The organism is Acidovorax benzenivorans (assembly GCF_028680575.1).
GTDB classification, from domain to species: domain Bacteria; phylum Pseudomonadota; class Gammaproteobacteria; order Burkholderiales; family Burkholderiaceae_C; genus Acidovorax; species Acidovorax benzenivorans.
The window spans coordinates 25,021-47,305 of sequence record NZ_JAPCKI010000011.1 but is presented as its reverse complement, the minus strand read 5'-3'; the positions used below and the strand labels follow the sequence as shown (position 1 = coordinate 47,305).

At 62.7% G+C, this 22,285-nt stretch carries 20 protein-coding genes; 14 read left to right on the top strand and 6 right to left on the bottom strand.

The genetic code is table 11. The annotated features are described in order from the left end of the window. The first annotated feature begins 156 nt into the window (after positions 1-156). The 10 genes from OIN59_RS17445 (at position 157) to OIN59_RS17400 (ending at position 11,350) form a co-directional block, all read left to right on the top strand. Positions 157-1,224: a porin gene (locus OIN59_RS17445; RefSeq protein ID WP_274112337.1), complete on the top strand. Its 1,068-nt coding sequence runs from the start codon at positions 157-159 to the stop codon at positions 1,222-1,224. A 169-nt stretch (positions 1,225-1,393) separates the two neighbouring features. Further along, the gene (locus tag OIN59_RS17440) at positions 1,394-2,305 is read left to right on the top strand and encodes a LysR family transcriptional regulator (protein WP_274112336.1); all 912 of its coding nucleotides are present in this window, start codon (positions 1,394-1,396) and stop codon (positions 2,303-2,305) included. A gap of 293 nt (positions 2,306-2,598) precedes the next feature. Next, positions 2,599-2,961: a (2Fe-2S)-binding protein gene (locus OIN59_RS17435; protein WP_274112335.1), complete on the top strand. Its 363-nt coding sequence runs from the start codon at positions 2,599-2,601 to the stop codon at positions 2,959-2,961. After that, positions 2,958-4,358 (top strand): FAD-dependent oxidoreductase, encoded by a 1,401-nt coding sequence (locus OIN59_RS17430; RefSeq protein ID WP_274112334.1) that lies wholly within the window; start codon positions 2,958-2,960, stop codon positions 4,356-4,358. The genes OIN59_RS17435 and OIN59_RS17430 overlap by 4 nt, the downstream gene beginning before the upstream one ends. Continuing rightward, positions 4,355-5,497 (top strand): NAD(P)/FAD-dependent oxidoreductase, encoded by a 1,143-nt coding sequence (locus OIN59_RS17425; RefSeq protein ID WP_274112333.1) that lies wholly within the window; start codon positions 4,355-4,357, stop codon positions 5,495-5,497. The genes OIN59_RS17430 and OIN59_RS17425 overlap by 4 nt, the downstream gene beginning before the upstream one ends. A 130-nt stretch (positions 5,498-5,627) precedes the next feature. Then, entirely contained in the window at positions 5,628-6,701 is a 1,074-nt protein-coding gene (locus tag OIN59_RS17420; RefSeq protein ID WP_274112332.1) for an NAD/NADP-dependent octopine/nopaline dehydrogenase family protein, read from the top strand. Positions 6,702-7,426: 725 nt separating this feature from the next. After that, positions 7,427-8,302, top strand: coding sequence for an LOG family protein (locus tag OIN59_RS17415; protein WP_274112331.1), 876 nt, complete (start codon positions 7,427-7,429; stop codon positions 8,300-8,302). A 40-nt stretch (positions 8,303-8,342) separates the two neighbouring features. Then, the gene (locus tag OIN59_RS17410; RefSeq protein WP_274112330.1) at positions 8,343-9,518 is read left to right on the top strand and encodes an endonuclease/exonuclease/phosphatase family protein; all 1,176 of its coding nucleotides are present in this window, start codon (positions 8,343-8,345) and stop codon (positions 9,516-9,518) included. 246 nt (positions 9,519-9,764) lie between these two features. Then, positions 9,765-10,595, top strand: a complete 831-nt coding sequence (locus tag OIN59_RS17405) for a hypothetical protein (RefSeq protein WP_274112329.1) — start codon at positions 9,765-9,767, stop codon at positions 10,593-10,595. A gap of 68 nt (positions 10,596-10,663) precedes the next feature. Further along, positions 10,664-11,350, top strand: coding sequence for a peptide arginase family protein (locus tag OIN59_RS17400; protein ID WP_274112328.1), 687 nt, complete (start codon positions 10,664-10,666; stop codon positions 11,348-11,350). 34 nt (positions 11,351-11,384) lie between these two features. On the opposite strand, the gene OIN59_RS17395 is transcribed toward OIN59_RS17400, so the two are convergent. From OIN59_RS17395 to OIN59_RS17380, 4 genes are all read right to left on the bottom strand, one after another. Next, positions 11,385-12,365, bottom strand: a complete 981-nt coding sequence (locus OIN59_RS17395; protein WP_274112327.1) for a Bug family tripartite tricarboxylate transporter substrate binding protein — start codon at positions 12,363-12,365, stop codon at positions 11,385-11,387. Between the two features lie 368 nt (positions 12,366-12,733). Then, on the bottom strand, positions 12,734-14,323 hold the full coding sequence (locus OIN59_RS17390) for an amidase (protein WP_274112326.1): 1,590 nt from the start codon (positions 14,321-14,323) through the stop codon (positions 12,734-12,736). A gap of 32 nt (positions 14,324-14,355) precedes the next feature. Then, positions 14,356-15,366 carry a Bug family tripartite tricarboxylate transporter substrate binding protein gene (locus tag OIN59_RS17385; RefSeq protein ID WP_274112325.1) on the bottom strand — a complete coding sequence of 337 codons (1,011 nt, stop codon included), beginning with the start codon at positions 15,364-15,366 and terminating at the stop codon, positions 14,356-14,358. Between the two features lie 62 nt (positions 15,367-15,428). Continuing rightward, the gene (locus OIN59_RS17380) at positions 15,429-16,787 is read right to left on the bottom strand and encodes an MmgE/PrpD family protein (protein WP_274112324.1); all 1,359 of its coding nucleotides are present in this window, start codon (positions 16,785-16,787) and stop codon (positions 15,429-15,431) included. A gap of 168 nt (positions 16,788-16,955) precedes the next feature. Here OIN59_RS17380 and OIN59_RS17375 point away from each other — a divergent pair, with 168 nt between their 5' ends. Continuing rightward, positions 16,956-17,843: a LysR substrate-binding domain-containing protein gene (locus OIN59_RS17375; protein ID WP_274112323.1), complete on the top strand. Its 888-nt coding sequence runs from the start codon at positions 16,956-16,958 to the stop codon at positions 17,841-17,843. Positions 17,844-18,026: 183 nt separating this feature from the next. Here OIN59_RS17375 and xseB read toward each other — a convergent pair whose 3' ends face one another. Next, positions 18,027-18,365, bottom strand: coding sequence for an exodeoxyribonuclease VII small subunit (gene xseB / locus OIN59_RS17370; RefSeq protein ID WP_274112322.1), 339 nt, complete (start codon positions 18,363-18,365; stop codon positions 18,027-18,029). Positions 18,366-18,368: 3 nt separating this feature from the next. Beyond that, complete coding sequence (xseA, locus tag OIN59_RS17365) at positions 18,369-20,108, bottom strand: exodeoxyribonuclease VII large subunit (protein ID WP_274112321.1); 1,740 nt, start codon at positions 20,106-20,108, stop codon at positions 18,369-18,371. Positions 20,109-20,216: 108 nt separating this feature from the next. Here xseA and OIN59_RS17360 point away from each other — a divergent pair, with 108 nt between their 5' ends. From OIN59_RS17360 to OIN59_RS17350, 3 genes are all read left to right on the top strand, one after another. Beyond that, positions 20,217-20,528, top strand: coding sequence for an HU family DNA-binding protein (locus OIN59_RS17360; RefSeq protein WP_110958448.1), 312 nt, complete (start codon positions 20,217-20,219; stop codon positions 20,526-20,528). A gap of 99 nt (positions 20,529-20,627) precedes the next feature. Then, complete coding sequence (locus tag OIN59_RS17355) at positions 20,628-21,080, top strand: helix-turn-helix domain-containing protein (RefSeq protein WP_274112320.1); 453 nt, start codon at positions 20,628-20,630, stop codon at positions 21,078-21,080. 225 nt (positions 21,081-21,305) lie between these two features. Next, positions 21,306-22,283: a hypothetical protein gene (locus OIN59_RS17350; protein WP_274112319.1), complete on the top strand. Its 978-nt coding sequence runs from the start codon at positions 21,306-21,308 to the stop codon at positions 22,281-22,283. The last annotated feature ends 2 nt before the right edge of the window (positions 22,284-22,285 follow it).

Here is a 22,285-nt window from a genome sequence, read left to right as displayed (position 1 = left end):
AGAAGCCCTCATTGCGCCTGCCCCGATCCGGGCGGAGCGGTGGCGCAGCCATGCCTGAAAAAAGCCGAAGCGAGCGCGGTGCATGGCCACTTGGAAGTGGCAGCAAGGCAAGCAATCAATAACCCGCCAAAGCGGGAATTTTATCGGAGAAGTTCAGTGAACAAACATCTTTTGTGTAGCCTTGCGATCACCGCTTGCGGCGCGGCCAGCGCGCAATCATCAGTCACCCTGTTTGGGGTCGTGGACACCTACCTGCAGGTGGGCTCGGGCAGCGTGGCTGATCGCTCGCAACTCGCCTCTGGCGGCACAGGTGGATCGCGCCTGGGCTTTCGCGGCGTGGAGGACTTGGGCGGCGGTCTCTCGGCAAGCTTCTGGCTCGAAGCGGGTCTGCTCACCGATAACGGTAGCGGTGGCACGACCAGCACCAACAACCAGACAAGCGGTAGCGCTGGGGGCGGCGGTCTCACCTTCAGCAGGCGCTCCACTGTGAGCCTGTCCAACAGCGTGGGTGAATTGCGCCTGGGGCGCGACTACTCGGTGGCTTACTACAACCGCTTTGAGTTCGATCCCTTTGGCAACAGCGGTGTCGCCGCATCACAGGCGTACGCCAGTGCGCTCACAGGGCCGATTCCCACACGGGTGTCCAACGGCATCATGTACTTCCTGCCTTCCAACCTCGGCGGCGTGTACGGCGTGGTGCAGTATTACCTGGGTGAAAACCTGCGCAATGCAGCGGCCACCGAAAAGGACGGCAATGGTGGCGGCCTGCGTCTGGGCTACAAGGCAGGGCCCCTGAACGTTGCTTTCTCCACCACGCGCACGCAGTACGCCTCCACCGCAGCCACGGGTGACATCACGTCCACCAATCTGGGCGGCCGCTACGACATAGGTGCGTTCACCGCCATGGGCGGGTACTACCGCGAGAAGGTTGGCACTCTCGCGGGCCTGACCGGCAAGGGCTATCAACTGGGAGGGATCTACCGGGTGGGTGCCGGTGAAATCAAGGCCCAGTGGTCCACATATAAAACTACTGCTGCGGGAACACCCCAGTCCGACAAGGTATCGCTGGGCTATGTGCACTACCTGTCCAAGCGCACCTCGTTATATGGCGCCTACGGTCACGTCAAGAACCGAGGCGGTGCCGCAGCCGCACTCAATGGCGCAGTGACGGGTGCCAATCAGGCCTCCTCTGGCTTCGACCTCGGGGTGCGCCACACATTCTGATCTTTCTGGCATCGTCCACCACAGCGCGAATCTCTCCAAGGTGATTGGGGGCCGGCGAAGCAAGCGCTGGCCCCTTTTTTTCGCTCGTGTAAAGCTACGAGGAACCTGGGATGAGACCATTGGCCCGCCTCTTGCGAGCCCTACACTGCAAGCTATCGAGGAGGGCGCCATGCCGACGCAGTTGTTGACACACCAGATGATTGAGGCGTTCCGGGCCGCTGTTATGAAGGGCGGTATCGGCGCCGCAGCCGATGCATTGGGTACCTCCCAGTCGGCAGTGAGCCGAACCATATCCGAGCTGCAGCGGGTCGTGGGATTTCAGCTGTTCGCGAAGCACGGCCGGACGGTCAAGCCAACGGAGGAGGCGCTAGCACTCATGGCCAAGGTGCAGCAGTCCTTTTTGGGGCTAGAGGATATCGCCCGCTTCTCCGAGCAACTTCGTAAGCAGCGCATGGGCCGCCTATCTATCTGTGCCATCCCCGCTTTGGGGCACTCGGTCATGCCGGATGCGATCGCGTTCCTTCGGCGCCAGCATCCAAACGTCGTGGTGAGTCTGGACATTGTTTCCTCCATCGAGGTTGTGCGCAGCGTGCGCAATCGGCAGGCAGACATCGGCTTCGGAGCACACCGTTTGGCTGTCGGCGAGGTCGAGAACGTGGCGGAGTTCACTGCGGATTGCGTCTGCATCGCCGGGCCTGCTGAGTGGCCGGAGAGCCATCGTCCGGTGGATATGCAGCAGCTTATGGGCCGTCCCTTCGTGGCCTTAACGGGGGCAATTCAAAAGCGACTGGAAATCCTGCTCAAGGAAGCGGGAGGGGAATTGGACATCCTGTCAGAGACGTCGCAGTCCCTCACTGCCAGCGAACTTGTGATGCGTGGTTTGGGCATCTCGGTGGTTGATCCGTTCACCGGAGCCATGCATCGCAGAAAAGGAGGTTCGGCCTTGCCGTTGCAACCCGGCCTGCCCTTCAGCGTGCAAGCAATGGCATTGGGGGACACGCGGCTCAACGCACCGGCCAAAGATCTACTGCAGTACATGGCCACAGCCACCGAAAAGACCCGCAACACTTGCGCTGCTTGAATGGGTCGACCCTTTTCTTGGGATAGATGAATTTGATGTAGCGCCATAGCATGACTGGACATCCACCAATGCCGGTACATGGTCCTGGTCCGTCTCTCCATCCATTCCTGCCCCTCTGTCTGGGACTGCAGTCGCCACGAGCGATTTGAGTCCCGCGGCAATGAGCAGATCTGTTGCGTCCAGCATTGGTGCGCATGGAGCGATCACAGCGTTGTGCCGGCGTTCTGTTCAACGCTCGTTTGCGGCTGCATGGCCGCATGCGGCCTACCAATGCTGCTTGCAGCCACTCTCCCATGACTGCCCCCCTGTTTCGAAAGCTTCCCGATGACCGGGTCCGTGTTCATCTGCTCACCCTGACGGTCGACGGACAAGCCATCACCGCGGAACCAGGTGACTCGGTTGCCTCGGTGCTGCTGCGGCTTGATCCCCCGGCGTCCAGGACTACTCCAGTTACCGGCAGCCCGCGTGCACCCTACTGCCTGATGGGTGTGTGCTTCGAATGCCTGGCCATCGTGGACGGGGTGGCCTCCACCCAGACCTGCCTTGTGGAGGTCGGTGAGGGCATGTGTGTGCAGCGTCAGAACGGCCGCCGCGAAATGGCTATCGAAGTGCCAGATTGCGGTGCCATGGCGATTGGTAGTGAGGTGTCGCGATGAACCGCAGCGTGGATCTTTTGATCATCGGAGCCGGACCCGCTGGCATGTCCGCCGCAGTGCAGGCACGGCAATTGGGCTTGAAAGTGCTGGTGGTGGATGAGCAGTCCGCCCCAGGTGGGCAGATCTGGCGCGCGGTGGAAGCACGCGCAGAGTCTGGCATGGCCTCGCTGCTGGGTGAGGAGTATGCGGCCGGCCTGCCGCTGGCGCGGTCTTTTCGCGCGAGCGGTGCGTTGTACGAACCCGGAACCCAGGTCTGGCAGATCGAACCTGGATGGAAGGTTTTCATGAGCCACGCCCAGAAGGCCGAATGCGTGCAGGCGACCTGCGTGCTGTTGGCGACTGGCGCCCAGGAGCGGCCAGCGCCGTTCCCAGGTTGGACCTTGCCCGGAGTGCTCACTGTTGGTGCTTCACAGATCCTGATGAAAAATGCTCGGGAGATCCCACAGGTGGCGCCCTGGATCGCAGGTAGCGGGCCGTTGGTGTTGCTGTACATGGTGCAACTGCTGCGTGCTGGTGGACGAATTGCGGGTTGGCTGGACACGACCTCCCCGGGGGCCTGGCGGCGGGGTATCGCGCATGCTGCGGGTGCTCTCGCAGCGTGGAAGGACCTGGCCAAGGGCGCAGCCTGGATGCGCGAAGTTCGCCGGGCAGGGTTTCCCATAGTGCGGGGCGTGACCCAGTTGCGTGCACATGGTACGCAGCGGCTGGAGCAGCTTTCCTACAAAACGGCTTCTGGAAAGGAAGGCGCGGTGGATCTGCAACTGTTGCTCGTGCACGAGGGGGTGGTCCCCTCTGTGCACATGACGCATGCGCTTGCGTGCGAGCATGCGTGGAGCGTGTCGCAGCTGAGCCTGGTGCCTTTGCTGGACCCATGGGGAATGACTAGCAAACCCGGCATATTCGTGGCCGGCGACGGCGGTGGCATTGGCGGTGCCCGCGCGGCATGCACTCGGGGAACGCTGTCTGCTGTCGGTGCCGCCCTGAGCATGGGGCGGCTGGATTCGGATGCCGCCAACCGGCTGGCCAGGCCGCTGCGCATGCACCTTGCGCGGGAGATGGCGATACGTCCTCTTCTGGATGCGATCTACCCGCCCCGTGCGGAACTGTTCTCTCCGCCCGACGACACGGTGGTCTGCCGCTGCGAAGAGCTGACGGCAGGAGATATCAGAGCAACAGTGGCCGGCGGGCGGCCGGACCCAAACCAGGTGAAGTCGCTGACGCGTGCGGGAATGGGGCCGTGCCAGGGTCGGCATTGCGGCTACACGGTTGCCCACATCCTTGCGCAGGCGCACGGAAAAACGGTGCAGGAGGTTGGGTTCCACCGCATACGTCCGCCGTTCAAGCAGCTGACATTGGGCGAGTTGGCATCGCTGGACAACGGACAGGAGGCACCATGAGCGCGCGCGTCTTCGATGTGGCTGTAGTCGGCGGCGGCCTGCACGGCCTGTCTGCGGCCTTGCACCTGTGCCGGGCCGGAAAGCGTGTAGTGGTGCTGGAAAAGTCCTGGGTGGGGCGCCATGCGTCGGGCGCGACGGCCGCTGGCGTGCGCACGCTCAACCGGGATGTCGGAGAGCTCGACCTGGCTCTGGAGTCCATGGAAATGTGGCATCGCATTTCGGCGCTCGTGGGTGACGACTGCGGTTTTCATCCCAACGGCCAGATCTGCGTAGCGGACCGCCCCGAGCACTTGGCCAAACTGGAGCAGCGTGTTTCCAGCCTGTCCGCCGCAGGCTACCAACATGAACAGATCATCGACGCCCAGGAATTGCGGAGACTGGTACCCGCCATCAACCCCCAATGCCTGGGCGCTTCCATTTCTCGCATCGATGGTGCGGCAGATCCGCACCGCACGCTCGCAGCCTTCCGCCGCAGTGCCGAATTGGCGGGTGCCGTCATCCGGCAGGGGTGCGGGGTGACAGGGATCGAACGCCGCGGACAGGACTGGGCGCTGGCTTTGCAAGGTCCTGCCGTTGAGGTGGATGGAGAATCCATCGTGGTTCCCTTCATCGTGAACGCCGCAGGCGCATGGGCGGGGCGTATCGCTGGCATGGTGGGCGACGAGATTCCTCTTGGGACCAAGGCCTCGATGATGATCGTTACGGAGCGGTTGGCACCCCTGGTCAAGCCGGTTGTGTCGATCATGGGGCGCTCGCTGTCGTTCAAGCAGTCTGACCAAGGCACGCTGGTTATCGGTGGCGGTCTGCAGGGCATCGCGGACCTGGATGCCGAGTCCTCCTCGGTGCGGATGGGCGTGCTCTCCAAAGGCGCGCGAGCTGCGACGGACGTATTTCCAAGCGTGCGCAATGTGCGCATGGTGCGCGTGTGGTCGGGCCTTGAGGCGAAGACAGCGGACCTGCTGCCTGTGGTGTGTCCCGCGGTAAATGCTCCAGGGGTATTCCATGCCTTTGGCTATTCGGGGCACGGCTTCGAGCTGGTGCCCGTGGTGGGCGCCACACTGACCGATCTGATCACTCAGGGTCGCACACGGCGGCCTATAGCCGCGCTGGATGCGCGCAGGCTGATGGCTGCGGTCTGAGCGCTGACCAGCGCTGATTTTTCTTTACACCGGCAGGCCTCACGAGTGGCCGGTCTGCCGTAACCGCGGGCGCTGAATGCCGCCCCGCGTTCAACTGTCTTTTACTTAACCTGAAAAGGAAACGATTGCCATGCGAGTCAGTATCGTAGGGGCAGGTGCCATCGCCTTCGGCATGGCAGCCCTGCTGGAAGCGGCAGGCCATGAGGCCATGCTCTGGTCTCCCTCAGGCCAGCGCACTCAGGAACTAGGCGGCGGCCGCACGCTGACCGCCACGGGAGCCATCAGCGGTAGCTTCGCGCCGCACGTGGCGCCGTCTTGCGCGCAGGCCATGGCATGGGCTCAGGTTGTGGTCTTTGCACTACCCGCCACCGGGCATCGATTCGCCTTCGACACATGCGTGCCTCACGTGCGGCCGGGGCTGCCCCTCATCATCAGCTCGCATCTGTCGTTCGGCGCCTTGTACCTGAATCGACAATTGTCCAGCCGCGGTATTTCCGCACCCATCATCGCGCTGGCCAGCACTGTCTGCACCGCTCGGCAGCGCAGTTCAACCGCCGTGCATGTGGGCACCATCCGCAGCCGGGTTGATATGGCGACGCTGCCGGCCCGTAGCGGGGAAGCTGGCCACCAACTATGTACCGAGCTATTCGGTGATCGGTTTACGCGGCGCGACGGCCTGCTCACTGTCTCCCTGGGCAATGTCAATCCGCAGAACCATCTGGCGATCGCGCTGCTCAACCTGACACGCATGGAGCATGCGCAGGCGTGGAACCAAGCCGAAAACGTGACACCTGCCGTGGGCAGGCTGATCGAGTCGCTGGACGCGGAGCGTCTGGCCATCGCCGGGGCATTGGGAGTTCAGGTGAAGTCTGTGCAGGAGCACATCGCTCAGTCCTACCAGTTGTCGCAGGCAAGCGTGGCACAGATGAACCAAGAGCGCTATCGTCAAGGCCTGGGTGTGATGGGGCCGACAACCGCTGAAAGCCGCTATGTGCTTGAAGATGTGCCTTTTGGTCTGGTGCCCACGGTGCGACTGGGCCGGGCTGCCGGCGTCGAGACACGTCTGCACGAGGCCGGTGTGGCGCTACTATGCGCTGCCTACGGGCGCGATTTCACGAAGGAGAACGACCTTCTCGTCGGGCTGGATCTGGAGCAGTTAGGCGTTGAGGCATTGCGCCGACTCGCGCGCGATGGTTACTGTTGATGATTTATCGCGGGCCTCAGGGCCTGATGATCTCCTACTGCAAGCTCCATGGGCCCCACCCGAGGATATCGACCGCTTGATGGACTCTGACGACAACGAATTCAAGAATCCCTGACACGGGTTGGCGGCTCGCTGTCCAGGTGGAACTGGTCGATGGAATCGCTGAACGAGGCACAGGGTGTGGGACCAAATGGGCGGTGGACAGAGAGCTCGGCGGTAACCTCGAAAGCTTTGTAGTCCCTAGGGAAGTGGCCACCTGTGTCGGGCCGACCTAATGCGCGCCGCAGGAGGCTATCGGATCTTAGGGGGCAGTTGCCGTTTATTCGCCGAGAGGGTATAGTCCGCGCCGATGCGCCGACAGGCCCACCCGCAAGGGCGCCCCGGTATACAGAGATGAAGGCCTCCGCAAGGAGGCTTTTGGCTTTCTGGGCCTTATTCGCATATGGCATGTCCAGTGCGCAGCTGATACAGCATGTTCCCCCCAATGTTGCTTGACGCCGACGCGCGCTTGGCTGGCGAGCGGGTCGGTCAATCTCCTAGTTTTTCGGATGTGAGCGCCTGTGTCCAGGACCGCCGAAACCGGTGACCAGCTCCAGCCGACCTGAGTGTCTACGTGAATCGGCCTGTGTGCCCAACGGGTTCGAAATACGCAGCTTGCGCAGAAATTCTTTTACTTGCGATTTCATCGCAGGCTAAATGCTGCAAAACTCGGGAGGACTTGGCATATGAACGATTCACGAAAATGGGTCCTATTGACATCTGCCGTGCTGCTAGCCGGCTGCGCGTCGACCACACAGCTCTCTGATGGGTGTGCCAGTACCGTCGAAAATGCCAGCTACACAGGACCCTACAGAGGACCTGATGATCGTTTGACTGCAGAGGAGTTGGCGCGCGACCTGCGCTGCGCCGCGAAGTTCAAAGCCGAAAAACATCCTCGCGGGTTCGTTGCGATCTACGGTAGCAGCCGAATTCGAGAATCGAACTCTCAAGCAGATCCTTCCATCAAGGCCGCAAACGATGCCCTCTACAGGGAGGTTTACAAATTCGCCAAGGGATGGACGGAAAAGTACGGCAGGCAATGGCCCGTACTTACAGGCGGAGGCACGGGGTTGATGGAGGCCGCGGCCCGTGGGGCCGTCAATGCAGGCGGCTCCAGTATTGGCTACACAACCTACTACGGTGATTCACGCGATCATGGCGGCCAGCCAGAGAAAGCCTTTGCCACCTACAGTGCGGTGGATGGGACGAAACAGAAAATAATCACTGATGGGCTGATTTTCTCAAGCGTGGGCATACGCGAATACGCCATGTTTCTACACTCGACAGCGGTTGTCCTGGCACCTGGTGGTTCGGGCACTGAATGGGAAATTTTCCAAATTCTGGAATCCATCAAAAGCGGTCAGCTAGGTCCGATTCCCGTCTATCTGCTGGGACCAAAAACACCTCACTGGGACTCTTTCTATGCACGTTTGGAAGACATGGCGAAGCGAGGCACGGTCAGGCCGAATGAAGTTGAGCAGCACTTCCAGCACGTGGAGACTGCAGAGCAGCTGATTGGCTTAGCCGGGCCGAAGTTGATTCAGGCATCTGCAAACAAGTGATCGAGGCCGCCAGTAAAAATCAATTGTCAGAAAGCTCAAGATGAAGCGATTTTTGAATTGTTATCGATTTGCCGTCTTTGCAATGCTGGCTACAGCACCGGCATGGCTTTCGGCGCAACCAACGCGCATCAATGTAGCCACTTTCAATGTCGGCTGGTGGATCAGCGATCCTGAATTCAAGCAGGTGGTGGCTCAATGCTCGGAACCTGAACGCAGTTGGTGCGACCCCCGTAGTGACGCGCAATGCCGGCCAGTCTCAAGCGGACTGCCACCATGCAATGCCTATACCGAGTACCACTCCTCTGGAGTTAGCCCAATTCCGCGCGCAGTTTTTTCGCCTACAGCCCACTACTGGGATGCGAAGCGCCTTGCACTCGAACAAACTTTGCGCTCTGCAAATCCTGATGTACTCGGATTTCAAGAAATATCTGGTGAAGCCGCAGCCCGAGCGGCTCTGGGCCGAGCCCACGATGAATACAGCTTTTGTACATCGAATGATCGTGATGTGGCAAGTCCTGAAGTCCAACGCCTTGTCATAGCCGTGCGTAAAAATGTTCTTACCATGGCATCATGCGAAACTGACTTTGCACTGGCGGTGGAAGATATGCGAAACGCCGGGCATTTCACCAGACCCGCTTTGATTGCGAGCTTGGTTGGGCCTGCAGGACATAAAATACGCGTGGCCAATGTGCACTTGAAATCCGGTTGTGCAAGTCCGGCAGGAGACGCGAATTTCGATTTCAGAGGTGCCTACCTTGATAGCACCGAAAATACCAATTGCCCAACGCTGCGCAAACAAATTGGGCCACTTGAGCGTCTGATTGAACGCGAATCGATTGATGGAGCGCATCTGATCCTGCTAGGGGACTTCAATCGCAAGCTGGACCTCGAACTCAATCGTCGCAAGGCTGGAAATGCAAGAGCCGGTAGTTCAAGTGCCACTGGAATCCCGGTCGACTCTGAGCAGGTCAGACTTCTTTGGCCGGAAGTCAATGATGGGGATCCCACGAATTCGGAGCTGACCCTCATGTTCCGTGAACCAAGATCGACCGCCTGCGCAAGAAATGAAGGCTTGGACCACATTGCGCTATCTCAAGGCCTTGCGGCCGCAAACCGTGGAGCTCGGACACGGGAAGTCGAGTTAGCCAAGTTCGCTGGAAGAGCCTTTGCTGCCTCGGATCACTGTCCGTTGGTGCTGCAGCTGAACTTGCCCTAATGTTAAGAAGACTTTGTTCACACTCAGTCTCATCAAGAGATTCAGCATGCTCAGTGGCCAGAGAAAGAACATCAGCACTTTCATGAAATGCGCGTTGTCGATGACGTCATGGCCAAAGTGAAACTCAACCGGCCGACCCAGGACAAAGCTGGTCATCACAGAGCCTAGAACTGCCTTGCCTCTAATTGTTCGTGCCTCACGGCGACCACGAAACCTATTCCCAAGTAACCACTAGAAAGCGCACAAGTGTGGAGACTATCCAATCCTCAAGCAGCGAAGCGCCTTCGACAGGTGTTCGCAAGGCTCGACATTCCAGATGAAGGTCCTGGGTTCTGTGACCATCCGGCATTTCTCTCAGCGGAAGCCTCCCACCCCGAGCTGATGGAGTTGTATGCACAGTATGTTGAGGCTCGTGAGTACAGTGCCGACTACCTGACCGACGCAGCTCGCAAGATTGGGATTGCCGCTGCAGCCGTGGAAGCAGCAGTTGCCAAGGACGGGCGCTTGGGCGCATGCGTCGATGCATCCGGCATGTTGGGAAGAATGCTGGATCGACTGGGAGTATGGAACTACGTGGCCAAGGCGACCCTTACGGTCGAGTTCCCTGCATCCAGCGGTCTAAACCCACGTTATTTTTGGGCGCTTGATACCCGCGAGTTCGTTGCCCCCCACGCCGTCGTGGTGGCTCCGCCATTCGGTGTGATTGACGTGACCGCGAAGCACCAACCCTATCCTGGCGGGGTAGCCGCATTGCTGCCTGCCATCGTGCTGGCAGATCAATGGGATTCGTGTGGCTGGTACCCCGAGGACCTGATCAGTCCGTCCGTACAGGTTCAGATTCGACGGGCAGGTGAAACGTTTCACGGCTTTTTGGCGGCGGAGTGCCCCGATATGCTGCAACTGATCAGCCGGCTGCCTCCCCGTCAGATCCATCATGACGGCACTTCGCTAAGGTACGTCATGGTTGCTGTCGGTGGGACGGTGGAACAACTCGAAGGTATCACTGGCTACAAGCCGTGCAATCGCAGCGCGCTGCAGATCTTCGAGCAGGATGTTATGCCTCTGTGTGCGCAATGAACGGAAGTGCGAAGCCAGCGCCTGGGCAATGGTTGGTGCCGTTCCTGGGTCGACACAACTCAGGTCCTGTGAACCAGAATTTTCTGTGGCAGTCGGACAATGTGCCGTTGTACGTCATGGACAACCATCGTGCCGCTCTCTGGTGCTGGCTGCGGCATATTGAGCAAGAGCGAGCTCTCAGGTTGCTCCACATCGACGCTCACTATGACACTCTCTATTCCGATTTCGAGATATGGGAGCCGCAGTGCCCGCCGCTTGGAGGTATGTCGATCGAGGACTACTTAGCGCTTAAACGCCAGGATATTGACGCCTACCTTATTCGCTGGGACACCTACATGGCGTTGTTTCTTGAACGATCCGGGCCTCTCCTGAAACGAGTTCTATGCGCAACTCATCGAATCGGTGATGAGCCTCGTCGCCCTGTGGCTTGTTTGTGGCAGGAGCCGGGAGCTGAGGACTTGATAAGCGATACCGCTTGGTGGCTGCAGGAAGGTGATGATCCTTGGATCGTCAACGTGGATCTGGACTATTTCTTTTGCAGGACTCATGACGACGCTACCATTCAGATGCTTTCGGATGCCTATGTCGATGCCTTGTTCGGGGCAATGCGACCAGCCTTAGAAAATGGTCGCATCGCTGCGCTGACTCTATGTCTGTCTCCAGACGAAATTTTGACAGGAGGCTGGCCTCCTGTCGTAGCATTGTGCGAGCGTGCCTGCGCGGCTCTTGGGGTTAACTTTCTGTTGCCACCCTGAGAGGCAGCGCAGGGGCTGCCCGTGGGGGAGCGAATCAGTCAGTCGTGATTTTGCCCTGCTTGATGACGGCGCTCCATTTGGCGTCCTGCGCCTGAATGTACTTGGCGAATTCGGCAACCGTCATGGGAGCTGGATCGGAGGCCACATCTGCGAACTGCTTGCGTACCTTGGGGTCTGCCAGCACCGCATTGATTTCCTTGTTGAGACGGTTGACTACGTCCGTTGGCAATCGCGCAGGACCTACCACTCCCGCCCAGGTCACAGCCTCCGCCGCTGGGACGCCTGCCTCTGCCAGCGTTGGAACGTTGGGAAACATGGACGAGCGCTTCGATCCGGTAATCGCCAAAGCCCTGACACGACCTGACTCGACGTTCGGCGCCATAGTGCTGAAGTTGTCGACCATCACCTGGATCTGGCCTCCCATCAGGTCAGTTTGTGCGGCAACGATGCTCTTATAGGGCACATGGGTGGCACTAAAACCCATGCTCGTGCGAAACAGCTCCATCACCACGTGCAGGGCGGAACCGTTGCCCGATGAGCCATAAAAAAGTGCCGTGGGATTGGCTTTGCCGTAATCAGCCAGCTCTTTGACTGACTTGATGGGCAACGTGGCCGTAACCCCCAGCAAATAGGGCTGTGTCATCAGCATGGCGATGGGGGAGAAATCGCGGGTGGGGCTGTATGGCAGGGTCTTGGAGACGTTGGACGCGACGGTAAAGTTCGACAGGTTGGCGGTCCCTATGGTGTAGCCATCGGGCGGTGCCTTGGCAATGGCGTCAAGGCCGATGGCTCCTGCTGCCCCGGGCTTGTTGTCTACCACGATGGGCTGTCCCAGTCGTTGGGACAGCGCAGTGGCAACGATCCGTACGGTTGTGTCTGCGCCTCCGCCGGGGGCTGCCGGAACAATGAAACGGATTGGTTTTTCCGGATATGCGGCCATTGCGGCCTGGGCGCCCGTAAGAAGGCAAGCAAGCGCGAGCAGGCGGGGACGGTAAATGCGGGGCAGGGAGAACATCTAAAACTCCGTAGGGTGGTTCTACGAATGTTAAGAATCGATGACCATTTGACCCATGCCCGCACAGAATTGGATCCATCCAACAGTGGCATGGATGGCGGGGCTTGGGCGGGCCCGCGATCGGACGACAAATACACACTCGGGACACCCTATAGAACCTCCTCAGCCTCATTTCCGTAGCCGCAAGCATCCGAAGTGTTTCCCCCTAGATCAATCGACCCTGGGCCAGGACATACTGCCTAGAGAGACTAGCAAGGAGATCATCGAAGGCCCGGCCGGTCTGGTTAAGAGCTGATTGGGACGACCTCAACCAGAAGAGCTGAATGGCTCTACGTGAGTGCCCCAAGCCGATTCAAGAGATTTCCGCTCTACTGCTTCAATCGCTCAAACGCAGCAGCGATTTCCAACACCTTCGCGTCGTCGCCCGCCCGCCCCAAGAATGACACGCCCACAGGCAGGTTGCCTGCGGCTGTGCCAGCGTTGACTGTGATTTCCGGAAATCCCGTGGTGGGCGAGATCTTGCCGGCCGCGTAGGCGTAGGTCTTGCAGACAAAGCTGGGGTCCGCCTTGCCCGGCACCACCGGGGCGGTGCAGGCCAGCGTGGGGTAGAACAGCGCGTCATAGCGGCCGGCGGCCATGAGTTCGCCCAGCTCGCGCCGCAGAGTGGGGACCACCACGCTCAGCAGGTGGATGTATTCGGGCCCGTCCGTGGTGCGGGTGTCCAGGTTTTCTTGCAGGCCCTTGTAGCGCCCGGGGTTGATGCCGCGACGGCCCTTGTCGGTCAGCGCCTCCAGCCGCACCATGAACTCGCGCAGGTCGCGCGGCTGGCCCGCGGGCAGTCCGGCCAGATAGGCCTCGAACTGCGGGCGGAACTCTGCCAGCCCGATGGGCCCCAGCACGGCGGGTTGCAGCGTCTCGTACACCTTGGGCAGGCGGATGCGCACGATCTGCGCGCCGGCCTTTTCCATGGCGGCCACGGCGCTGCGCTGCATAGCGTCGACCTCGGGGTTGCCGCCTTCGAAGTTCTCCACCACCGCGATGCGCTTGCCGGCCAGCGTGGCCGTTGCCAGGCCCGTGGCCAGCGGCTGCTGCGGGCGCACCATCCCCTTAGTGGAGGCATCGCCCTTGTCCTCGCCCTGGATAGCGTCGAGCACGATGGCCTGGTCCTGCACGCTGCGCGTGATGGCGCCGACCGCATCGGCCGTGAGCGACATGGGAATGATGCCCGCGCGGCTGACCAAGCCCATGGTGGCGCGCATGCCCACCGTGCCGGTGACGCTGGCCGGTGCTCGGATGGAGCCAGTGGTGTCGGTGCCCAGGGCAAACGGCGCGAGCTTGGCCGCCACGGCGGCAGCCGATCCGCTGCTGGAGCCATCGGCCGTGCGCAGGGGGTTGAAGGGGTTGAGCGTCTGACCGCCCACCGCGCTGTAGCCGTACCAGCCGTAGGACGCGGCCAGCTCCGACAGGTTGGTCTTGCCCAGCAGGATGGCCCCCTGGTCCAACAGCCGCTGCACCACGAAGGCATTGGTGGTCGGCACCGACTGCGCCAGCGCCAGCGAGCCGCCGGTGTTGGGCATGCCCACGGCGTCGAAATTGTCCTTGGCTAGGAATGGGATGCCCGCCAGGGGCGCATTGCGCGCTGCGGCGCCTTGCTGGGCGCGCTGCTGTGCATCCCATGCGCGGGCCTGCTCCAGCGCCGCGCCGTTGACGGCCAGCACCGCCCGGGTGCCGCCCGCGGGTCGGTCGACGGACTCGATGCGCTGCAGGTAGGCGGCCACGAGTTCGGCAGAGGTGAGAGCGCCGCTGTCCAGCGCGGCGCGCAGCTCCGGCAGGCCCATAGCGATGATGCGCTCGGCCGGCATCGCTGCGGCGGCCCAGGCGGGGAGGGCGGTGGCCAGGGCCAGCATCAGGGCATTGCAGGCGGGGCGGGATGAGAGGAATGCAGGGAGGGTGTGCATGGCGGTGTGCTCGTTCTTCATGGACTTGCGGATTAATCGACGGTTGCGCCCGAGGCCTTGACCACAGGTGCCCACTTGGCGCGTTCCTCGCGCAGCACGCGGGCAAATGCTTCGGCATCGCCCGTCCCGCCGGCAGGTATGCGCTCCGCCCCCATGGCTGACAGCTGCGCTGTTGCGGCGGGGCGTTGCAGCGCCTTGTTGGTTTCGGCATTGATGCGGGCCACCAGCGGCGCGGGGATGCCGGCCGGCCCGACCAGGCCGAAGACCACGCTGGCTTCCATCTGGCTGAAGCCGGCCTCGACCATGGTGGGCACATCCTTGAGCAGCGGCACGCGCTCGGCCGCCGTCACCGCCAGGGCGCGCACCTTGCCGCCCTGCACCATGGGCAGTGCCACCGGCACAGAGGCGAAGAACAGGTCGACTTGGCCGCCAATCAGGTCGGTGAGCGCCGGAGCTGCGCCGCGGTATGGCACGTGCAGCATATCCAGCCCAGCCTTGCGCTTCCACGACTCGCCCACTAGGTGCGCCAGCGTGCCGTTGCCCGACGAGGCGAACGACAGTGAGCCCTTCTTGCCCGCCTGCACCAGCGCCGCCATGCTGGTGTGCGGGCCGCTGGACGACACGATGAGCACCAGCGGCACCCGGGCCACCAGGGCGATGGGCTGCATGTCCCTCTCGATCTGGAAGGGGATGCGGCCGTACAGGTACTGGTTGATGACCATGTTGCTCGACTCGCCCATCGCCAGTGTGTAGCCGTCTTTGGGAGCCTTGAAGGCGGCGTCGAAGCCGATGTTGCCGCCCGCGCCGGGCAGGTTGTCGGGCACCAGGGTCCAGCGCGCGGACTCGGTGAGGGCGTTGGCCGTCAGCCGGGCCATGCCGTCAGTGCCGCCGCCGGGCGGGGCGGGCACGACCAGGCGGATCGGCTTGGCCGGAAAGGACTCTGCCAACGCAGGCCCTGCGGCCAGCACGGCGGCGCAGAGCGTGGCGCGCAGCAGGGCGCGGCGGCCAGGGTGGGAGGGGGCTAGCTTCATCGTTAGGTACATGGTGGTGGCCTCGGGGTTCTGGTGGAAATTCTGCTGGGGGTGGTGAAAAAGGGTGCAATACATCATGGCGCGCCTGCGCGGGCCTTCAGTGCCGCGAGCAGCGGGCGCACATCCCCGGCATGCAGGCGGGCCACTGCGTCGATCAATGCCTGTTGCCGGGCAGGGGGCAGGGTGGCCCGGGTGGCCACGCGCAGTTTGCGTTCCAGCTCGGCGGTAGACAGTGGTCGGTCCGGGTCGCCGCGCGGATCGGTTAGTGAGGATTCGAGCCGGCTCCCGTCGGCCAGCGCCACGGCCACGCGGGCGGGCGAGCGTGCCGGAAATAACGGCTCGATGGTTGCATCGTGGCGCACCACGGTGCGCTGCGCCAGGCGGCCCACCTGCGCATCGGCCAGGTGCGCGGCGCGCAGCGGCACCAGCGCGTCGGCACCGTGCAGCAGGCAGAGGGCCATGCAGTAGGGCACGCTGTACTGCGCCTCTACCAGCGAGTCCGGGCGCGGTCGGTTGGACAGGCTGAAGGTGGCTTGGTAGGTGTACACCTCGATGCCGTCCACATCGCTCGCGTCGAAACTGTGCTGCGCCTGTAGCTGCAGCAGGGCTTGCAGCGGCGCGTGGATGTGGCGGCAGCATCCAAAAGGCTTGAAATAGGTGCCCTCGATCAGCGGGGTGCTCCTCAAGCCGTGCAAGGCCGCAGGCGCGTTGAACAGGCGCGCATCGTCCAGCACCGCCGTGGGGCCGGAGGAGCCCGCCAGCGCCAGCTGCAGCGCCGCCCAGCCCGAGGCCGCGCCGGCGGGGATGCCTTCCTTCACGTCCGAGCCGGCCAGGCCTGCCAGCGCGGGCAGGGCGGGCGCGGTCTGCGCCGCGATGGCCAGCGCCTGTGCCAGGGTCTCGGCATGGGTGCCCAGCAGGCGGCCTGCGGTGGCCGCCACGGCAAAGCCGGACCATGCGCCCGATGGCGCGTAACTGGTGCGGGCGGCCGCCAGCCGCACGCCCACTTCGTAGCCTGCCACCACTGCGGCCATGAGGTCGCCGGCCGTGGCGTGGGGCAGGGCCTGCGCCAGGGCCAGCGCCGTGGGGATGACTGCCGCGCCCGGGTGGCCGCGTGCCATGCGGTAGCCGTCGTCCAGATCCAGTGCTGCGGTGGCCGCGCTATTGGCAAGCAGCGCGCCGCCCACCGAGGCCGTGCGCCCCGTGAACCACAGGGGAACGCCGCCTGCGCCGTGCAGCACTGGCGCCGCCTGCTGCGCTGCCTGCACACCGGGCTGGTCAAGGGCGGCCGCTGCGCTGGCGATGGCGTCAAGCACGCAACGGCACACGGCTGCCCGCGTGGCGGGACTGAGCGTGGCGGAATCCACCTGCGCCGCGTGGCGGGCCAGCTGCAGGGCCAGGCCGAGGGCATCTGGCCGCAGGGGGCGTTCTGGCATCAATACATCACTTTTTGGCATAGCATCTGCTTGTGGCTGCAGGCCCGGTTGTAGGGTTTTCGGTAATTGATTCAGGGGATCGAGTGCTGATGCTAAGTGCGCCGGCCACGCGGGTACAGTGACAAGAAGGGTTCTGCTTATGCCTTGGAGGTATGGATGAGGATCGACATGAACATGCGCCACATCGAGGCGTTCCGCGCTGTCATGGTTTCGGGCAGCGTGGTGGGGGCGGCCCGTCTGCTCAGCGTGACGCAACCGGGCGTGAGCCGCACCATCGCCCTGCTAGAGATGCGGCTGGGCTACGCGCTGTTCGAGCGCAAGGGCCGGCGCCTGGTGCCCACCCCGGCGGCCCAGGCCCTGTACCGTGAGGTGGAGCAGCTGTACGTGGGCATCGACCGCATTGCGCAGGTGGCCTACGACATCCGCCATCACCGGGCCGGCGCGCTGCGCCTGGCCACCCTGCCCGCGTTGGGGCAGTGGCTGGTACCGGCCGCGGTGGCGCGCTTTCTGGCCACTCGGCCGCAGGTACGGGTGTTCGTGCAGACGCTGCCCTCGGCACAGATTGCCGAGCTGGTTGCCACGCGCCAGTTCGACCTTGGCGTGGTGGAGCTACCTATGTCGCGCGCCGGCGTGGTGGTGCAGCCGCTGCCGCCGGCGCGCATCGTGGCGGTTTTGCCTGCAGGGCACCGACTGACGGGGCGTGACGAGCTGGCGCTGGCTGACCTAGTGGGCGAGCGGCTGGTGCTGCCCTCGCCGCAAAGCTACCTGCGCTACCAAATCGACGATGCCTTCACGCGCCAGGGCATCGTGCCGCAGGTGGTGGCCGAGACGCCCACCTCGCCCCTGGTGTGCGCGCTGGCGGCCGAGGGCGCCGGGATCGGCCTGGTGTCCGCCTGGACCCCGGCGCCGAATGGCGATATGCGCCTGGTGCAACGCCCCCTCACCGAGCTGCTGCATTCGCAGTACGCGTGTCTACGGCCTGAGGGCGCGGTAGCAATGGCACTTGCCGACGAGTTCCAGGAGCTGCTAGTGGCGCAGATGCAGCTCACTGGATAGGCGAGTGAGGCGAACGGCTTGACCACGAGACGTTTGAGAAGGCATGCGCCACTCGCGCGCCCGAAGAGAAATCCAATCCACGGCATACAGTCAAAGCCGTGGATCGAATCACACCGCGCAGGTGTCCTTGTGCAATCCCGGCAAAGAACTTCCCGAGCTGTTCGTTTGGTGGCTTCCTGACCCTCAAAACGGAATATCGTCGTCCATGTCCTCGAATCCCGGGGCTGCTGGCTGCACGGGCGTCGTCGCCGGGGCAGGGATCGAGGCTGCGCGCGCACCGGTCCGTGCCTTGGCCGCCGCTGGAGGTGTCGGTGCCGGTGCGGTCGCCTCATCAACGCCCGCACCATCCAGCGCTGTCTTCAGAGCTGCCTCCACCGCATCGATGCGCTGCTTGCAGACCTTGTACGCATTCACCGACTCGGTGACGATGGTCAGCAGATCATCGATGTTGGGCTCGTCCTGGTTGCGCAGCGTTTGGGCATGCCGTTGCAGCACGCCATAGGCTTCACGAAAACTTTCCATCACTCATTCCTTCCGGTTTCTGTCGTCCGGACGGGTGGGAACCACCCCGTCGCGGAACTGGATCTCAAGGGCGGGGAGGGCGCGTGCCTGACCCTGGTCTGTCACGGGTTTCCCTTCGGGCGTGCGCACGATCGCAAATCCGCGGGCCAGGGTCTTCTCCGGCCCCTGGCCGGTGACCTCGCGCATGAGCGCCTCGGCCTGGCTCCGGGCGGCCTGAAGGCTCCCTTGGGCGCGCTCCGCCAAGCGCTGCAGCCGGTCCTCGGTGGCCTGGCTGGCCGCTCGGGTCGCGGCGCGGCCGCGGTCCACCACGGCGTGGAGCGCGAGATCCGATCCGCCACGCGCCTCGGCCACACTGGCCTGGGCTCGGGCGTGCACATCGTGCAGTAGGGCTGGCACCTGCTGTCGGGCCGCCGCCAAGTGCCACCGGGCCGCACCCTGGGCCTCGTTCCACCGCGCCAGGCTGCGCGCCGCAGCCTCGTGCACTTGCCGCATGGATGCCACCTCCACTTGGCCCATGGCCTGGGTGCTGCCATGCCGCGCCCGGGAAAGATGGATCTGGGCATCGGTGCGCACCTGCGCCTCGCTGCGGTCGACCTCTGCTCGCACGCGCTGGGTGAGGCGGCCTGCCGCAGTGAACACCGCCTCGGCCGCGATGCCGGCCTCACGCGTGCGCTGCAGGATCTGGTGTTCGATGCCCGCGATCACCTTGCTGGGCGTATCGAAGCGCTGATGGGCCACTTCGTCCGGCAGCGTGTTGTCGCGCTCATGGCCAATGCCGGTTAGCACGGGAATATCTTGGTCACAGATGAAGCGTGCCAGGTCGTAGTCGTTGAGCCATGCCAGATCGTTGACTGCGCCGCCGCCGCGGATCAACGCGATCGCGTCGGGCGGCGCCCCCTTCGGAAACGCTTCCAGAGCCCGCACCATCGCGGAGACGATCTCCCGCGCTGCGCCTTCCCCCTGGAACCGGCTGTGGGCATAGACGAAGCGGCAGGCACCAAAGCGTTCCAGCCGCTCCGACTCCTTCCGGAAATCCCCCAGCCCTGCCGCATCCTCAGGCGCCACCACGAGCACGCAGCGGTAGTCCCAGGGCGGCTCCTGGCGCCGGTTGTGCTCGAACACCCCCTCGCGCTGCAGCCGCTCCCGGATCTCGCGCTTGCGCGCCTCCAGGTCCCCGAGCGTGTACTCGGGATCGATGGCATCGATCTCCAGGCTGAAACCGTACTGCGCATGGAACACCGGCCGCGCCAGCACCAGCAGCTTGATGCCCGCGCCGATGACCGCGCCTGTGGCCTTCTCGAATTCCGGCAAGATGCGCACGGCCGTCGCGCTCCAGATCATGGCCCGGGCCTTGGCAACGGGCTGGCCGTTGCCATCGCGCTCGGACAGCTCTAGATAGACATGGCCGCGCACCCGCGCCTCGACCACCTCCACCAAGGTCCACACCCCTTTGGAAAACGCCTGAGCCACCGCACTGGCCACGCCATTGAGCAGACCCGAGAGCGGAATGCCTTTGGCGCGGGGGAGGGCGAGTGCCCCTTCAGACAAGGGCAGTGCCAGATCCGTGGATGAAGGTGAGAGCGAGGAGGGCGCCTCTACGGGCGTTGGCAGCCATTGGGCGAACACCGCCAGATCCCGCCCCTCATCGACATACCAGCGTTTGACCGCGCCATCGAAGCGCGCGCCCAGCGACTTGGCGGCGTCTTTCTGCGCGAAGGGAACGTTCAGGTATTGCCGGGACATGGGAAATCAAGGGGCTGCGAGGCAGCGCCATTGTGGACCAAGGTACCGGGGCCACAGGGCACATGGGCTATAAATCAGGGTTCACCACCTCTCACAAACATTCACACCATGAACCGCGCAGACCTCGTGGCAACCCTCGCCGCAAAGAACGACCTCTCCAAGACGACCGCCAACGCCGTGCTCGACACGCTGATCGAGACCATCCAGACCGCCGTGAAGAAGGGCGATGCGGTGCAACTGGTTGGCTTCGGCACCTTCAAGTCAGCCAAGCGCGCTGCGCGCACCGGCAAGAATCCTTCCACAGGTGCTGCCATCAAGATCCCCGCAGCCACCGTGCCAAAGTTCGTGGCCGGTGCGAAGTTCAAGGCCGTGGTGGACCCCAAGGCTGCCAAGCGCAAGGCCGAGAAGGCCGGCAAGTAAGTCGCCAGACCGATCCACAAGCCGCCCGCGCGCCTTGGCCCCGGGCGGTTTTTTGTTGGGGCCGCTAAGCTCCACACCTTCCACACACTGGGTTCTACGATGACAGCTTTCTCCGACGCATTCCGTGCCGAAGTTCTGCGCATGGCGCGCAAGGAGATCAAGGGCGAACTGGGCAGCCTGCGCAAAACCGTCACGGCGCAACGCTCCGAGATCGCAGCGCTCAAGCGGGATGTGAAGGACCTAGTGTCACAGGTGAAAGGGATACACAAGGCGGCAGCGCGTCAGGCGGCTCCGGGCAAGGCACAGACCCAGGACGCCGAAGTCCCGGCACGCCAGGGACGTCGCTTTCAGTTCAAGGCCGAGGCGCTGGCGGCTAAGCGGGAACAGTTGGGTCTCTCGCAGCAGGCCATAGCGTCGCTGTTGGAGGCCTCGGCGCTCTCCGTGGCCCGATGGGAGGGCGGGAAGGCGATGCCGCGGGCGGCACAGCTTGAGCGCATCCAGGTAGTGTTGAAGATGGGAAAGCGGGAGGCGGTGCGCAAGCTGCAGGTTTAAAGATCTTGGAGCGAGGAGGTCGTGGACTGCACCGACAGATTTCGCCGGTGTGGCCTGCGATTGAGTCACCCCCTATCGAGTCGGCTGTATGAAAGTCGCACTGATATGCTTTTAAACAATTCTCTGTAGGTGTCAACCTGCGCGCCGAGATGCATATCGCGTTGTAGGCGAGGAGACAGTCGGAGACTGAGTTCAATCGAGCCTAGCGGCAGGAGGGAAGTTGAAATGAAACTGAAATGGTTGCTCGTGCTGCTGCTCTCTCTGCATCCGCTTTGCGCCCTCGCCGCCGCGAAGAATGCGGTCATTGCTCCCCCGCCAGTGCGCGTGCAAGGCACCACAGTCGCTTCTAGTCAACCAGTTTTTGGTACTGGGGTAGATCAGCAAATTCTGTCGGACCTCAAGGCCATAGCCACATCAGTAGAGGCAATCAAGTCCAAGCCACCAGACTACGTTCCTGCATATCTCGCCGTAGTCGGTGCGCTGATAGGCGCTTTGACCGGCGGCTTCGTGACGTGGCGTACTCAGTCTCGGGCACTCAGATCTCAATCGGAACAAGCACAGCGCTCGGCAGAGCATGCTCGCGAACTCGCTGAGGCCAGAGCAAAGCTGGAGATTGGGAATAACTTTGTGCAATGGCGCCTGAAGCAGCTTTCGGAACTCTATGGCCCCCTCCATGCGCTACTACGGCAGTCGATTGCGCTCTATCGTTTGATGAATGAGGTTCTAGTTGGTGCGGCTCCGGATCGATTTCGACTCAGACAGGGTGTTCCTACTGACGATTTTGACGGCAAGGTTTTCGAGATTGCGCTGAAGGATGGTGAATGGGAGCCGTTTCGCACCGTGTTGCATTTGTCGAGTGTGTACGGCTTGGAATACGGTATCGAAGATTACTTTGACGAGCTGGTTGCAATTGGAGGCCGAATTGTCGAGGTCATTGAGGGCAAAGCGGGCTTGGCGCGAGAAGACCAAGACCTGATGCCTGTGTTTGGGCGCTATCTAGCGCACTATCGCGTACTCAAGCAGCTGCTTGCCCATGCACAGCCTCGGAAGGACGGGGATGATCGAAATCGAGCAAGTACCAGTGCGATGTCGGTGGAAAGGGCCGCCGTATTTCCCAAAGAAATCCAAGGCTTAGTTGACGACGGATATAAGAAATTGGTTGAAGAATTGAATGCGTGGCGTGCAAAAGCGGGTTATGAATAGTA

Bases quoted from the DNA above. Each gene is read 5' to 3' on its own strand.
- OIN59_RS17355 (WP_274112320.1), top strand. From the start codon at position 20,628: ATGACAGCTTTCTCCGACGCATTCCGTGCCGAAGTTCTGCGCATGGCG.
- OIN59_RS17420 (WP_274112332.1), top strand. From the start codon at position 5,628: ATGCGAGTCAGTATCGTAGGGGCAGGTGCCATCGCCTTCGGCATGGCA.
- OIN59_RS17380 (WP_274112324.1), bottom strand. From the start codon at position 16,787: ATGCCAGAACGCCCCCTGCGGCCAGATGCCCTCGGCCTGGCCCTGCAG.
- OIN59_RS17415 (WP_274112331.1), top strand. From the start codon at position 7,427: ATGAACGATTCACGAAAATGGGTCCTATTGACATCTGCCGTGCTGCTA.
- OIN59_RS17360 (WP_110958448.1), top strand. From the start codon at position 20,217: ATGAACCGCGCAGACCTCGTGGCAACCCTCGCCGCAAAGAACGACCTC.
- OIN59_RS17425 (WP_274112333.1), top strand. From the start codon at position 4,355: ATGAGCGCGCGCGTCTTCGATGTGGCTGTAGTCGGCGGCGGCCTGCAC.
- OIN59_RS17390 (WP_274112326.1), bottom strand. From the start codon at position 14,323: ATGCACACCCTCCCTGCATTCCTCTCATCCCGCCCCGCCTGCAATGCC.
- OIN59_RS17375 (WP_274112323.1), top strand. From the start codon at position 16,956: ATGAACATGCGCCACATCGAGGCGTTCCGCGCTGTCATGGTTTCGGGC.
- OIN59_RS17435 (WP_274112335.1), top strand. From the start codon at position 2,599: ATGACTGCCCCCCTGTTTCGAAAGCTTCCCGATGACCGGGTCCGTGTT.
- xseA (WP_274112321.1), bottom strand. From the start codon at position 20,108: ATGTCCCGGCAATACCTGAACGTTCCCTTCGCGCAGAAAGACGCCGCC.
- xseB (WP_274112322.1), bottom strand. From the start codon at position 18,365: ATGGAAAGTTTTCGTGAAGCCTATGGCGTGCTGCAACGGCATGCCCAA.
- OIN59_RS17385 (WP_274112325.1), bottom strand. From the start codon at position 15,366: ATGTACCTAACGATGAAGCTAGCCCCCTCCCACCCTGGCCGCCGCGCC.
- OIN59_RS17410 (WP_274112330.1), top strand. From the start codon at position 8,343: ATGAAGCGATTTTTGAATTGTTATCGATTTGCCGTCTTTGCAATGCTG.
- OIN59_RS17395 (WP_274112327.1), bottom strand. From the start codon at position 12,365: ATGTTCTCCCTGCCCCGCATTTACCGTCCCCGCCTGCTCGCGCTTGCT.
- OIN59_RS17430 (WP_274112334.1), top strand. From the start codon at position 2,958: ATGAACCGCAGCGTGGATCTTTTGATCATCGGAGCCGGACCCGCTGGC.
- OIN59_RS17350 (WP_274112319.1), top strand. From the start codon at position 21,306: ATGAAACTGAAATGGTTGCTCGTGCTGCTGCTCTCTCTGCATCCGCTT.
- OIN59_RS17440 (WP_274112336.1), top strand. From the start codon at position 1,394: ATGCCGACGCAGTTGTTGACACACCAGATGATTGAGGCGTTCCGGGCC.